Source organism: Streptococcus pacificus, assembly GCF_016481305.1.
Taxonomy (GTDB): domain Bacteria; phylum Bacillota; class Bacilli; order Lactobacillales; family Streptococcaceae; genus Streptococcus; species Streptococcus pacificus.
Genome location: NZ_JAENBO010000001.1, coordinates 605,900 through 620,289, shown reverse-complemented (window position 1 = coordinate 620,289; position 14,390 = coordinate 605,900). Strand labels below are relative to the sequence as shown.

At 34.8% G+C, this 14,390-nt stretch carries 12 protein-coding genes, 1 tRNA gene and 1 other RNA gene; 10 read left to right on the top strand and 4 right to left on the bottom strand.

The features are described from left to right. Nucleotides 1-20 precede the first annotated feature (20 nt). The 5 genes from JHK62_RS02845 (at nt 21) to JHK62_RS02825 (ending at nt 3,681) form a co-directional block, all read left to right on the top strand. Nucleotides 21-827, top strand: coding sequence for a purine-nucleoside phosphorylase (locus tag JHK62_RS02845; RefSeq protein ID WP_199575162.1), 807 nt, complete (start codon nt 21-23; stop codon nt 825-827). A 9-nt stretch (nt 828-836) separates the two neighbouring features. Continuing rightward, a complete protein-coding gene (gene deoD, locus JHK62_RS02840) occupies nt 837-1,547 on the top strand; it encodes a purine-nucleoside phosphorylase (protein WP_199575161.1) in 711 nt (236 codons plus the stop codon). A 1-nt stretch (nt 1,548) separates the two neighbouring features. Continuing rightward, entirely contained in the window at nt 1,549-2,319 is a 771-nt protein-coding gene (locus JHK62_RS02835) for a LytR family transcriptional regulator (RefSeq protein WP_199575160.1), read from the top strand. Between the two features lie 340 nt (nt 2,320-2,659). Next, nucleotides 2,660-3,006, top strand: a transfer-messenger RNA (tmRNA) gene (gene ssrA / locus JHK62_RS02830). 36 nt (nt 3,007-3,042) lie between these two features. Then, nucleotides 3,043-3,681, top strand: coding sequence for a DUF3862 domain-containing protein (locus JHK62_RS02825; RefSeq protein WP_199575159.1), 639 nt, complete (start codon nt 3,043-3,045; stop codon nt 3,679-3,681). Between the two features lie 30 nt (nt 3,682-3,711). Here the strand turns inward: JHK62_RS02825 and JHK62_RS02820 are convergent. From JHK62_RS02820 to JHK62_RS02805, 4 genes are all read right to left on the bottom strand, one after another. Then, a tRNA-Arg gene (locus JHK62_RS02820) sits at nt 3,712-3,783 on the bottom strand. A 53-nt stretch (nt 3,784-3,836) separates the two neighbouring features. Next, nucleotides 3,837-4,649, bottom strand: coding sequence for an ABC transporter permease (locus JHK62_RS02815; RefSeq protein WP_199575158.1), 813 nt, complete (start codon nt 4,647-4,649; stop codon nt 3,837-3,839). A 14-nt stretch (nt 4,650-4,663) separates the two neighbouring features. Then, nucleotides 4,664-5,362, bottom strand: a complete 699-nt coding sequence (locus JHK62_RS02810; protein WP_199575157.1) for an ABC transporter ATP-binding protein — start codon at nt 5,360-5,362, stop codon at nt 4,664-4,666. Next, complete coding sequence (locus JHK62_RS02805) at nt 5,359-5,727, bottom strand: GntR family transcriptional regulator (protein ID WP_199575156.1); 369 nt, start codon at nt 5,725-5,727, stop codon at nt 5,359-5,361. Before JHK62_RS02805 ends, JHK62_RS02810 begins: the two co-directional genes overlap by 4 nt. 167 nt (nt 5,728-5,894) lie before the next feature. Here JHK62_RS02805 and JHK62_RS02800 point away from each other — a divergent pair, with 167 nt between their 5' ends. The 5 genes from JHK62_RS02800 to glmS all read left to right on the top strand — a co-directional run bounded on the left by JHK62_RS02800 (nt 5,895) and on the right by glmS (nt 14,267). Then, entirely contained in the window at nt 5,895-8,999 is a 3,105-nt protein-coding gene (locus JHK62_RS02800) for a DNA polymerase III subunit alpha (RefSeq protein WP_199575155.1), read from the top strand. 81 nt (nt 9,000-9,080) lie between these two features. Beyond that, nucleotides 9,081-10,091, top strand: a complete 1,011-nt coding sequence (gene pfkA / locus JHK62_RS02795) for a 6-phosphofructokinase (RefSeq protein WP_199575154.1) — start codon at nt 9,081-9,083, stop codon at nt 10,089-10,091. Between the two features lie 54 nt (nt 10,092-10,145). Beyond that, entirely contained in the window at nt 10,146-11,648 is a 1,503-nt protein-coding gene (pyk, locus tag JHK62_RS02790; protein WP_199575153.1) for a pyruvate kinase, read from the top strand. A gap of 86 nt (nt 11,649-11,734) precedes the next feature. Next, on the top strand, nt 11,735-12,292 hold the full coding sequence (lepB, locus tag JHK62_RS02785; protein WP_199575152.1) for a signal peptidase I: 558 nt from the start codon (nt 11,735-11,737) through the stop codon (nt 12,290-12,292). Nucleotides 12,293-12,449: 157 nt separating this feature from the next. Then, nucleotides 12,450-14,267: a glutamine--fructose-6-phosphate transaminase (isomerizing) gene (gene glmS, locus JHK62_RS02780; RefSeq protein ID WP_199575151.1), complete on the top strand. Its 1,818-nt coding sequence runs from the start codon at nt 12,450-12,452 to the stop codon at nt 14,265-14,267. Nucleotides 14,268-14,390: the final 123 nt, after the last annotated feature.

Sequence of the window (14,390 nt, the reverse complement as noted above, 5' to 3'; positions counted from 1 at the left end):
ACAATAACAAAGGAGAAAAAATGTTACTAGATAAAATTAAAGAAACAGCAGCCTTTTTAGAAGGAAAAGGTGTGACTAAACCAGAATTTGGCTTAATTCTTGGTTCAGGTCTAGGGGATTTGGCTGATGATATCGAAGACGCTATTGTCATTGATTATTCTGATATTCCCAACTGGGGAGAATCAACTGTGGTTGGTCATGCTGGAAAACTTGTTTATGGAAGGCTCTCTGGACGTTATGTTTTAGCGCTTCAAGGACGTTTTCATTTTTATGAAGGTAATCCACTTGAAACAGTGACTTTTCCAGTTCGAATCATGAAGGCTCTAGGGTGTCAAGGTGTTATTGTCACTAATGCTGCAGGAGGTATCGGTTATGGTCCAGGAACCTTAATGGCCATCACAGATCATATTAACATGACTGGTGAAAATCCTTTAATTGGTCCAAATCTAGATGAGTTTGGCCCACGTTTCCCTGATATGTCAGATGCCTATACCAAGGCTTACCGAGAGGTTGCACATAAAGTTGCAAAAGACCTTGGAATGACCCTTGAAAACGGGGTCTATCTTGGAGTTGCTGGACCAACCTATGAAACACCTGCCGAAATTAGAGCCTATCAACTGATGGGAGCTCATGCTGTAGGGATGTCTACCGTTCCAGAGGTTATTGTCGCAGCTCATTCAGGTCTAAAAGTTTTAGGTATTTCTGCTATTACTAATTACGCAGCAGGTTTCCAATCAGAGCTAAATCATGATGAAGTGGTGGAAGTTACTACAAGAATTAAAGATCAGTTTAAAAATCTGATCAAATCAATACTAGTCGAACTATAAGGAGAAAACATGTCAATTCATATTTCAGCAAAACCAGGCGAAATTGCCGATAAAATTCTTTTACCAGGTGATCCTTTGCGTGCCAAATTCATCGCTGAGAATTTTTTAGAAAATCCCGTTCTTTTTAACGAAGTTAGAGGAATGTTGGGCTATACAGGGACTTACAAAGGCCATCGTGTTAGCGTGATGGGTACAGGAATGGGGATGCCGTCCATCTCAATTTATGCCCACGAATTAATCACACAGTACGGTGTGAAGCGTCTTATTCGTGTTGGTACAGCAGGATCAACATCTAAAGATGTCCATGTGCGCGAATTAGTTTTAGCACAGGCTGCTGCAACAACATCTGCCATTATTAGAAATGATTGGCCAGAATTTGACTTCCCTCAAATTGCTAGTTTCAAATTATTAGACAAGGCTTATCATATCGCCAAAGAACTTGGAATGACTACTCATGTTGGTAGTGTTTTATCGGCTGATCTTTTCTATTCTGACTTTTTTGATAAAATTATCAAACTTGGTAGCATGGGTATCAAGGCTGTTGAAATGGAAGCAGCTGCTCTTTATTACCTTGCTGCCAAACATCAAGTGGAAGCTCTTGGTATTATGACCATCTCAGATAATCTGACAAATCCTGAAGAAGACACAACCGCTGAAGAAAGACAAACGACTTTTACAGACATGATGAAGGTTGGTCTTGAAACCTTGATTAGTGAGTAATATGAATAAATCTGAAAGAGGGCTCCATTTCTTATTAGATGTTTATGATTATCAAAATGCTTTTAAAATGGCAAGTCTCATTGATGATCTTGAAACAGACTGCCTTTATATTTTAGAGATGCTAAAAGAACGTAGAGAATTGAATATTGATTTTCTCTACAAGCATCATGAAAAGAATCAGTCAATTAAAGAAAACTATGGTCTTGATTTAGTGAGCCATTCAAAAAATGAAGAAACCATTATTAACTACATTTTAGACTTAGAGGCTAAGATAAAAAATGGTCGTATTATTGATTTTGTAAGAAGTGTTAGTCCCATTCTTTATCGTTTATTTACGAGGGTCTTGCTAAAAGAAATCCCTGATTTGTTTGACTATGTTGAAAATTCTAGGTCTGATCGTTATGATAAATGGGAGTTTGAAAAAATGGAAACCTCAAGTAATCAAACCATTCAAGCATTCATTTCAAGAAGACGAGACTCTCGCGTGACGTCAAGAAGTTTAGTTGATTTGATTCTACTTTCTGAGGCACCAAAAAAGATTAAGGAAACAGTACACTTACTCAGACAATTTGAAAAATCAGTTAGAAATCCTCTATCGCATTTGATTAGAGCTTTTGATGAGAAAGAATTACATCAAACAACTGGATTTTCATCTAAACTTTTTCTTGAAAAAATTATCGATTTAGCAGAATATACTGATTTAACTTATAACCGTAAAGACTTTTATTTTGATCAGATGAACCGATTTATCAAAAAGAAGTGGCTAACATAAAAAGCAATCTGTACTAATTGTTTTGATCTAATCGAATTAATTATAAGAAAACTAAAAGGGATGACAAATCTTGTCATCCCTTTTACTAGTTTAAATGATGTCTATTCTACACAAATCAAAAAATTCTATAACAGATGTTAGGTACTATAACCTTACTGATAATTTATTTAAAGACTTTTTAACTTTTAAAGGTGGTTGAACGACAAATAAAATGTTTTCTATGCCATAGTGACTTTCAATATGCTCAGGTAAAGTATTACTTAAATTTTTAGTACTTTTTTGTACTTTGCTAATAGCTATTTTTTTGATATACTAGTAAGGTATTAACTATTAATAATTAGGGGTCGTTACGGATTCGACAGGCATTATGAGGCCTATTTTGCAACCCATCGGCAGATGTAAAATGCCAGTTAAATATAACTGCAAAAAATAACACAACTTACGCTGTAGCTGCCTAAAAACCAGCTCTCGTGGCTTTTATGAGATTGCTTACGTCTCATTAAAAGTCTTAAAATAGTAAGCTACGTGTGATTATTGTCTAGCTAATCATAAAGAGACTAATAGACTCGCTGATTTTTGGCTTGAGCTATGTGTCATTAATTAGTCAAAATAAGACATAGCCTATGGTTGTAGACAAATATGTTAGCAGATGTTTGGACGTGGGTTCGACTCCCACCGGCTCCATTACTAAATACTAAAAGATGAGAAGAATGTGAGAAAAACATGAAAAAAATCCTTTTATCATTAGGTGTCATTTTGTCTGCCTTTTTTTTAATATCTTGTTCAAGTGGTAATAAAACAAAAGAAGAAGCAAAAACGACAGAAGAGGAATCAGCCTTAACTCAAAAAGCTGCTGAAATTGCTGAACATCAAGATATTCGATTTAAGTTTAACGATGTTCATATTGCTTTAGCACAAGATGAATTTAAGGGTGGTACAACGTTTGAAGAATTAAAAACTTTATTTGGAGAGCCAACAAGTATTGAACAAGAACCAGCAGGAGAAGTTAGTCTTGATGTCTACAAATGGCAGTTCGATAATGTTGAAGTAACGATAAAATTATTTGAAAATAGTACCGTTGTGAGATCAATCTCAAATTTTAGTTTTATCCGTAAAGCAACTATCTCTAAAGAAGCTTACAATGACATTACTAATGGCACTTCTTATCTTGAAGTGAAACAAGTTTTTGGAGAGCCTGATGTCTTGTCAGAGGTTTCTTCTTCAGAAGGTCGTGATATTCAAGCCATTTGGATTAGTGGACTGAAATCAGATGGGGTAGCTACCGTTGAAATGTTCTTTAATCAAGATGGATTAACCTCTAAAGAACAGTCTGGTTTAAAAGAAGAAAAGAAAGATAACTAAAAAAGAGCCACAAAAGGCTCTTTTATCGTATCCAACTTGAGGGAATCGAACCCCCATTTCAAGAACCGGAATCTTGCGTGATATCCATTACACTAAAGTTGGTAGCCTTATTATATCATAAAAACCAAAAGAGCCTCAATAGTAGAGGCTTTTTCTTATTGAATATTTAATTTATTTTTGATGATATAGTGAGTGCCAAAGTAATAGACAGCAGATATGAATAAATTAATGAAGATTTCTCTGATAAAGAAGAGTTTAATACTTAAGAAATTAGAATCAATGTAGTAACTGTCATCAGAAAGATTAGTGTCACCAAATATAAGTTGTTTTATGATGGCTATTAAAATACCTATTGCAAAGAAAGCTACAAATCCCATTAATGCACGTTTATCTTGAAAGAGTTGTCCAATTGAAATCGCTAGGTACAGCATAAGAATAGAAGTAATACTACTTACAATAATGTAGCTTAAGACGATTAAGAATATATCAACGTGAATATTAGCCGTGATGCTTGGTAGGTATAAGAATAGTTCATCTAAAGGAATACTTGGTAATATCAGTAAAAAAATGCTAAGAAGAAGAACTATTGAACTTAAAAGTGACCACATCAATGAGGCAAATAATTTTGAAAGAATAATCTGATGAGTTGATACTGGAAGGGTTAAGGTTAGATAACCTTCGCGACCAAAGATATTCTTGTTGAAACGATTGACAATAATAAAGAAAGTAGATATGCCGATTCCAATGATTAATGAAACAAAGATAAGTATAATAGCTAACATAATGATTGCTTCAGAGGTTGATGGCTCTCGTCCCTCTAAAAAGAATTCACCATTAATTCGACTATCATTGTTGAATCTACTAATGTATAGTCCTAAAATAGTGGCACAAAACAAGATAGCACCGTAAAGAGCAAAATACCATTTTCCAACAGATTTTATCTCATATTTTAATAATTTTCCAAACATTGTGTTATTCTCCTTTAAGCTTTAAACGTTTCTCTGAAAATAGCATCAACTGATTTTCCATGTTCTTCTCTTAAGTCATCAGCGTTGCCTTGAAGGACAATGTTACCATTTTGAATAAAGACAACTTCATCTAAAATGGGTTCAATATCAGCAATCAAATGTGTTGAAATAATAACAGAAGCGTCTTCGGAATAATTGTTGATAATAGTTTTTAAAATATAATCCCTAGCAGCTGGGTCAACACCACCAATAGGTTCGTCAAGAACATATAGTTTTGCTTTACGACTCATAACAAGGATTAATTGAACTTTCTCCTTATTTCCTTTAGACAAGTTTTTAAGTTTTTGATTGAGAGAAATATTCAAATCGTTTAAAAGAGTGGTTGCACGATTACTATCAAAATCATCATAAAAATCTTTGAATAGAATCAAAAGATCTTCAACCTTCATATTGTCTTGTAGATAAGTAGTATCTGGTAAATAGGAAATAATTTTCTTGCTTTCTACAGATGGCCTAAAACCATCAATAACAATATCACCGTTAGTTGGTTGCAAAAGACCATTAATTAACTTGATGAGCGTTGTTTTTCCACTACCATTTGGTCCAAGTAAGCCAATAATTTTTCCAGCAGGTAAATTTAAGGTAATATCCTCTAAGGCAGTGAATTTACCATAGTTTTTAGTGACATGATGTAATTGTAGTAAGTCTGTCATTTACTTTCTCCTAAATATTTCATTAATTCTTCAATAATCTTTTTATTATCAAAGCCAATTTTTTTCATGTGATTAATAAATAGCTTTATTTCTTCTTCTGCCAATTCGTGACGTTTTTGTTCGATTAGTTTTTCATCATCGGTAACAAATCTACCAGATGTTCTTTGCGAATACACCATTCCATCACGTTCAAGTTCTATAAAAGCACGTTGCATTGTATTGGGATTAACCCCAGCTTCCTCTGCAAATTCTCTTACAGTAGGCAATTGCTCACCACTTTTGATATCTTGGCTAATTATCCTCATTTTGACACGTTGGGCTATCTGAACATAAATGGGGGATTTCTCATCAAATTTCCAGGCCATCAGAGTCTCCTTTCACTAAAATGTTTTTGTACTACTTTAATAATACAGAAAAAACATTTTCTTGTCAAGAAAAACAACTATAAAAGAATAAAAAAGAATTAACATTATTTTACAGTTTCATAGTATAATATAAATTGAAGTCATGATAATCTAGGAAAGGAGAAGCGATGTTTGTTCAATTAGATACTAAAACAGTCTATTCATTCATGGACAGTCTCATTGATTTAGACGAATATATTAAAACCGCTAAGGAACTTGGTTATTCTCATCTAGGAATTATGGATAAGGATAATCTTTATGCTGCATATCATTTTATTAATAAAAGTCAGAAAAATAATATTCATCCTATTGTCGGTTTGGAAACGACTGTTCTTATTGATAATCAAGAAGTAGCAATCAATGTCATTGCAAAAAATAATCTAGGTTATCGTCAATTATTGAAACTATCAACCGCTTTAATGAAAGGTGAAAAGAATCTTTTAGATAACGATGATTATTTTAGTGAACTAGTTATTATCATTCCTTATTTTGATGGGATTAACCAACTTTCTTTTCCGTATGATTACTATATTGGTGTGACTTTAGATACACCAGTTAAGCAGTTTAAAAAACCAATTCTTCCCTTACATACTGTGAGATATTTTGAGACAAAGGATAAAGAAGTGCTTCAAGTGCTTCATGCTATAAAAGAAAATATTTCTCTAAAAGAAACCAAACCCCTTGAAGGTAATCAACAGTTTCAAGATGCTCCAACAATGACACGATTATTTAAGGAGCGATTTCCTCAAGCACTGGAGAATCTTCAGGCACTTGTTTCAAGTATTTCTTACCACTTTAATTCTTCCTTAAAATTACCTCGTTTTAACCGTGATAAAGATGCGAGTATTGAATTACGTGAAAAAACATACCAGTCTTTAAAAATAAAAAAACTAGATGGAGAAACCTATACTAAACGTCTAGAAACAGAACTTTCCATTATTCACGATATGGGCTTTGATGACTATTTTCTTATTGTTTGGGATTTAATCCGCTTTGGCCTTAGTAAAGGCTATTATATGGGAATGGGAAGAGGTTCTGCAGCAGGTAGTCTTGTAGCTTATTTGCTAGAAATCACAGGGATAGACCCTGTTAAAAATAACCTCTTGTTTGAACGATTTTTAAATAAAGAACGCTATAGCATGCCTGATATTGATATCGATTTACCAGACATCTACCGTTCAGAATTCCTCCATTATGTGAGAGATCGCTATGGGAGTGAACACGCTGCTCAAATTGTTACTTTTTCAACATTTGGTGCCAAACAAGCTATTCGAGATGTTTTTAAACGTTTTGGAGCTACAGAATATGAATTGGGAGCTTTAACAAAGCGTATTTCTTTCAATAATACTTTGACCAATACATACGAAAAAAATGCTCATTTTCGTCAAATCATCACCAACAAATTAGAGTTTCAAAAAGCTTTTGAAATAGCAAAAAAAATTGAAGGAAACCCTAGACAAACTTCAATTCACGCAGCTGGGGTTGTTTTAAGTGACGATAATCTAACCAATCATATCCCATTAAAACCAGGCGAAGATATGATGATAACGCAGTATGATGCTCAAGCTGTTGAAGCAAATGGTCTATTAAAAATGGACTTTCTTGGTTTGAGAAATCTAACATTTGTTCAAAAAATGAAGGAAAAACTCTTTAAAGAACAAGGGGTTACTATTGATATTAAAACAATTAATCTAGAAGATGAAAAAACATTAGCTCTATTTGCACAAGGGAAAACTGCTGGTATCTTTCAGTTTGAGGCAGCAGGAGCGATTAACCTCTTAAAACAGATAAAACCATCTCGTTTTGAAGAAATAGTGGCTACAACCAGTTTGAATCGACCTGGTGCAAGTGATTATATTGACAATTTTATTAAGAGAAAATTTAAAAAAGAGGCTATTGATCTGATCGATCCAGCAATTGCTCCAATCTTAGAGCCTACGTATGGTATTATGCTCTATCAAGAACAAGTCATGACGATTGCCCAAGTCTACGCTGGTTTTTCTTTGGGGAAGGCTGATTTATTACGTAGAGCCATGTCAAAGAAGAATAAAGAGCAAATGGATGTCATGCGCTCAGATTTCCTAAAAGGTGCTAAAGAATTAGGCAGACCAGAAAAAATTGCTTCGCATTTATTTGATATGATGGCAAAATTTGCAGGTTATGGCTTTAATAGAAGTCATGCTTATGCATATTCAGCTCTGGCTTTTCAGTTAGCTTTCTTCAAAGCTCATTATCCAGATGTTTTTTATAATGTTTTACTCAATTACTCTGGTAATCACTACATTAGTGACGCTCTTGATAATGGCTTTAGCCTTGAAAAATTAACAGTAAACAATGCTTCATATTATGATAGAGTCTATCAACATTCTATCTCTATTGGCATTAAGCACATCAAAGAGTTGCCCAAAGAATTGGCTTTTTGGATTGTTGATAACAAACCTTATCAGGGGATAGAAGATTTTTTAACTAGACTTCCTGAAAAATATCGGGTGAAAAAAATCATTGAACCACTTGTTTTGGTTGGCTTGTTTGATAATTTTGACCCTAATAGGAAAAAAATTCAAAAGAATTTGGATTCTTTATTAATTTTTGTTAGTGAACTCGGTAGTCTTTTCTCTGATAGTGCTTATCAATGGTTGGAAGAAGAAGATTACACAAATGCTGAAAAATATCTACTTGAGAAAAATAGTCTTGGTATAGGGATTAGTCCTCATCCACTGAAAGAAGAAATGGAAAAAAGAAAGGGTCAATTTACGCCATTTTCAAAATTAGTTGAAGGTCAACAAATGACGGTTCTTGGTGAAATTGAAAAAATCAAGGTTATCAGAACTAAGACGAGTGGCGAGGAAATGGCTTTTCTAACAATTAGTGACACTAATAAAAAACTAGATGTTACTCTATTTCCAGAAATCTATAAAAAATATAGAGACACCCTAGTTGAAGGTCAATTCTTCCTGTTTCATGGTAAAATTCAGTTGAGAAATCAGCAGTTGCAGATGCTACTTGATTCTCTTATTATTCCTACAAATGAAAAATGTTGGTTGCTGGTTGCTAATCATGAGAATGACTATAAGATTACTAGAATTCTAAAACAATTTCCTGGTTCTTTGCCTGTTGTGATTCATTACAAAGAATCAAAGGAAACGCTTCAAAGTCAGAAATACTTTGTTGCAAAAGAAGAAAAGTTAATTGAACTACTAAGTCCCTATGTTCTGAAAACGGTTTTTCGTTGAAATGAGTCAGAAAGTAAAGATTTTTACAAGAGATTGTGCTATAATAGGAACGTTAAATATAAAAAAGGAGCGCTGATAATAATGAAACGTATTGCTGTTTTAACCAGTGGAGGAGACTCACCTGGAATGAATGCTGCTGTTAGGGCAGTTGTTCGTAAAGCAATTTCAGAAGGTATGGAAGTTTATGGTATTAATTATGGCTATGCTGGTATGGTTGCTGGGGATATTTTCCCGTTAGATTCAAGAGCTGTTGGAGATAAGATTTCTCGTGGTGGAACATTCTTATTCTCAGCTAGATATCCAGAGTTCAGTAAGCTTGAAGGTCAACTTGCAGGTATTGAACAATTAAAAAAACATGGCATTGAAGGTGTCGTTGTTATAGGTGGAGACGGTTCATATCACGGTGCAATGCGCCTAACTGAGCATGGTTTTCCTGCTGTAGGTATTCCTGGGACAATTGATAATGATATTGTTGGAACAGATTACACAATTGGCTTTGATACAGCTGTTAGTACAGCAACATCGGCACTTGATAAATTACGTGATACCTCATCAAGCCACAAAAGAACTTTTATCGTAGAAGTGATGGGTAGAAATGCAGGTGATATTGCACTTTGGGCTGGAATTGCCTCTGGTGCTGACCAAATTATTGTTCCTGAAGAGGATTATGATATCCATCAAGTTGTCCAAAAGATTAATCAAGGATTTGCCAATGGTAAAAATCATCATATCATCGTTCTTGCTGAAGGGGTTATGAGTGGTGATGAATTTGCTGCTAAATTAAAAGACGCTGGTAATACAAACGACTTAAGGGTAACCAATCTAGGTCATATCCTTCGTGGTGGCTCACCAAGCCCTCGTGATAGAGTTTTAGCAAGCTGGATGGGAGCAAGAGCTGTCGAGTTATTAAAAGAAGGTAAAGGCGGCTATGCTATTGGTATTCAAAATGAAAATCTAGTAGAAAGCCCAATTTTAGGAACTGCTGAAGAAGGTGCCTTATTTAGTCTTGACGATCAAGGTAAAATTATTGTCAATAATCCTCACAAAGCACGCTTAGATTTTGCTGATTTAAATCGTGTATTAGCAAAATAAAACCAACTATTTAAATAAATGAATATTAGTAAGAAATAAAGGAGTTTTTCAAGAATGAACAAACGTGTTAAAATCGTTGCCACACTAGGTCCGGCTGTTGAGATTCGAGGCGGCAAAAAATATGGTGAAGATGGCTATTGGAGTGGGGAACTTGACGTTGAACAGTCTGCTCATAATATTGCTGAATTAATTAAAGCTGGAGCAAATGTCTTTCGTTTTAATTTCTCTCATGGTGATCATAAAGAACAAGGTGACCGTATGGCAACCGTTCGTTATGCTGAGGAATTAGCTGGACAAAAAGTAGGATTCTTATTAGATACCAAAGGTCCTGAAATGAGAACTGAATTGTTTTCAGATGATGCCAAAGAATACACTTATCAAACAGGTGATAAAATTAGAGTAGCAACAAAACAAGGCTTACAATCAACAAGAGATAAGATTGCCCTAAGTGTTGCTGGTAAATTAGACATTTTTGATCACGTTGAAAAAGGCCAACAAATCCTTATTGATGATGGTAAAGTTGGATTAAGAATTATCTCAAAAGACCATGCAAATCATGAATTAGAAGTTCTTGTTGAAAATGATGGTATTATTGCTAAACAAAAAGGTGTTAACATTCCAAATACTAAAATTCCTTTCCCAGCTCTCGCAGAAAGAGATAATGCCGATATTCGCTTTGGTTTAGAACAAGGTCTTAACTTTATTGCCATTTCATTTGTTCGTACTGCTAAAGATGTTGAAGAAGTTCGTGCCATTACTCGTGAAACAGGCAATGAACATGTTAAACTTTTTGCAAAAATTGAAAATCAACAAGGTATTGATAACATTGATGAAATTATTGATGCCGCTGATGGTATCATGATTGCTCGTGGTGACATGGGTATTGAAGTACCATTTGAAATGGTACCAGTTTATCAAAAAATGATTATTACTAAAACAAATGCTGCAGGTAAAGCAGTTATCACAGCAACAAATATGCTTGAAACAATGACTGAAAAACCTCGTGCAACTCGCTCAGAAGTTTCTGATGTTTTCAATGCTGTCATTGATGGTACTGATGCTACAATGCTTTCTGGAGAATCTGCTAATGGTAAATACCCTGTAGAGTCAGTAAGAACAATGGCAACGATTGACAAAAATGCTCAAACACTTCTTAGTGAATATGGTCGTCTTAATTCTGATAATTTTGAGCGTTCTAACAAAACAGAAGTTGTTGCATCAGCTGTTAAGGATGCGACACGCTCAATGGATATTAAATTAGTAGTAACCATTACTGAAACAGGAAATACAGCACGTCTTATTTCTAAGTACCGTCCTGAGTCAGATATTCTTGCGATTACCTTTGATGAAAAAATTCAAAAATCATTAATGGTTAACTGGGGTGTTATTCCAGTATTAGCAGATCGACCAGACTCAACAGATGATATGTTTGAAGTGGCTGAAAAAGTGGCTTTATCTTCTGGGCTTGTAGAGTCAGGTGATAACATTGTCATTGTAGCTGGTGTACCAGTTGGTACTGGTGGTACAAACACAATGAGAATTCGTACTGTTAAATAATAAAAAATCAAGATAGCTATAACAGCTATCTTTTTTTCTATCAAAAAACATGGTATAATTAAGAAAAGAATTGTTGAGGAGAGACCATGGTTAAACGAGATTTTTTTAGAAATATTTTTTTAATTATTATTGGTATCAATCTAGTTTTATTATTACGTCTCTTCTTTTTTTCAACGCATGAAATTTCAAAAAATGAGGCTAATAACTTTTTAAAATCAGGTGACTTTGTTACTGTTCAAACAAGAACCAAGCCTGCCGTTAAGGATTTTGTTGTTTACAAGGTTGATAAAAAGGAATACGTGGGTCGTGTTATAGCTACCTCAGGTGACTCTGTAACCTTTATGGATGATATTTTTTATCTTAATGCTATGATTGAAGAAGAGCCCTATATTGATAATCTAAAAACAGATTATCATAATCGATATGGTTTTGAAGCTTATTTTACTTCGGATTTTACATTGGAAACATTGACACAGTCTAATATCACAAAAATCCCCAAAGGTTATTTTCTAGTTTTAAATGATAATAGACAAAACACAAAAGATAGTAGAGAATTTGGGCTGATTAGTCAAAAACAAATCAAGGGTGTTGTGAACTTTCGCATTCTGCCATTAGATCAGTTTGGATTTATTGAAAATGAATAGGCAACTATTCATTTTTTGTTTTTATCAGACTATACCAATTATTTCTTTGACATTTAACAAACCTTGTAATATACTAATTACAGTTGTTTATTATAAAACAAATTAGACTATACCAATTACAAGGAGAGTGTGATCGTTTGTTATCACCAATGAATATATGTGCGGAATTGTAGGAGTTGTTGGCAATAGAAATGCCAAAGATATTTTAATGCAAGGTTTAGAAAAACTTGAATACAGAGGTTATGATTCATCGGGTATTTTTTTAGTGGATGGCAATAAATCAGCTAAGTTGATCAAGGCTTTTGGTAAAATTGCTGATTTAAGAGAAAAAATTGGGATTGACCTAGCTGGAGACATCGGGATTGGTCACACCAGATGGGCGACACACGGAAAACCCAGTGTTGAAAATGCCCATCCTCATCAATCCTCCACCAAAGAACTGACTTTGGTACACAATGGTGTTATTGAAAACTATCTTGACCTTAAAGAGACTTATCTGACTAATCATGCGTTTCTAGGCAGCACTGATACTGAAATTGTCGTTCATTTGATTGAACAGTTGGCCAAGGAAAACTCACTAACAACATATGATGCCTTTAAAAAAGCTTTGACTATCATTGAAGGTTCTTATGCCTTTGCCTTAGTTGATAGCAAGCTACCTGATACTATTTATGTGGCCAAAAATAAATCGCCTCTTCTTATCGGCTTGGGGGATGGCTATAATATGGTCTGCTCGGACGCAATGGCGATGATTCGAGAAACCAGTGAATTTATGGAAATCCACGATAAGGAAATAGTAACGGTTAAAAAAGATAGCATCCGTATTGAAGATTTTGATAGCAATCCTATTGAAAGAGAGAGCTACACAGCAAGCCTTGATTTATCAGATATCGGTAAAGGCACTTATCCTTACTATATGCTAAAAGAAATTGATGAGCAGCCTAGCGTCATGCGTCGTCTTATCAAAACTTATAGTAATGACAACCAAGAAATCGTTGTGGATGATGCTATTATTGATGCCGTTAAAGCCTCTGATCGTCTTTATATTATTGCTGCCGGAACATCCTATCATGCGGGTTATGCGGCTAAACAGTTTTTAGAACAGTTAACCCAGACTCCTGTTGAATTGGGAATTGCGTCTGAGTGGGGTTATGATTTGCCGTTAATGAGTGAAAAACCAATGGTGATTCTTTTAAGTCAGTCGGGGGAAACCGCTGATAGTCGCCAGGTTCTTGTTAAGGCTAATGAACTTGGTATTCCAAGCTTAACCATCACAAATGTTGCTGGTTCAACCTTGTCACGCGAAGCCAACTATACCATGTTAATCCATGCAGGGCCTGAGATTGCAGTAGCTTCCACAAAAGCTTATACGGCACAGATTGCAACGCTAGCCTTTCTTGCTAAGGCAGTGGGTGATAAGATAGGAAATCCAAAATCTCTAGATTTTGATTTGATTAAAGAATTATCGATTGTGGCGCAATCCATTGAATCAACTCTTTCACAAAAAGAAGTGATTGAAAAGAAAACACAAGAGCTATTAGAAACGACTCGAAATGCTTTCTATATCGGACGTTCCAATGATTATTATGTTGCTATGGAAGCCAGTTTGAAGCTAAAAGAAATTTCTTATATCCAGTGTGAAGGCTTTGCTGCAGGTGAGTTGAAACACGGCACCATCTCTCTCATTGAAGACGGGACACCTGTGATTGCTCTATTATCCAACAATCCATCAGTTTTATCACACACACGAGGAAATGTTTCAGAAGTTATTGCAAGAGGTGCATCTGTTTTAACCATTGTCGAAGAAGGAGCAGACAAAGATTCAGATGATATTGTTGTTATGGCAGTTCATCCTTACCTCTCAAGTATAGGGATGGTTGTTCCAACCCAACTAATCGCCTACTATGCCTCACTCCAGAGAGGATTAGATGTCGATAAACCACGAAACCTTGCAAAATCTGTGACGGTTGAATAGCTTTTTTCTGCTTTACTAAAAGTGAATTTTACTTGCTAAAATAAAAGGAAAACGTTATAATGAAAGTGTAGATGAGTAGTCGGCTCATGGTCAATCTGATAGTAAACTTGGACATAAGGGTCA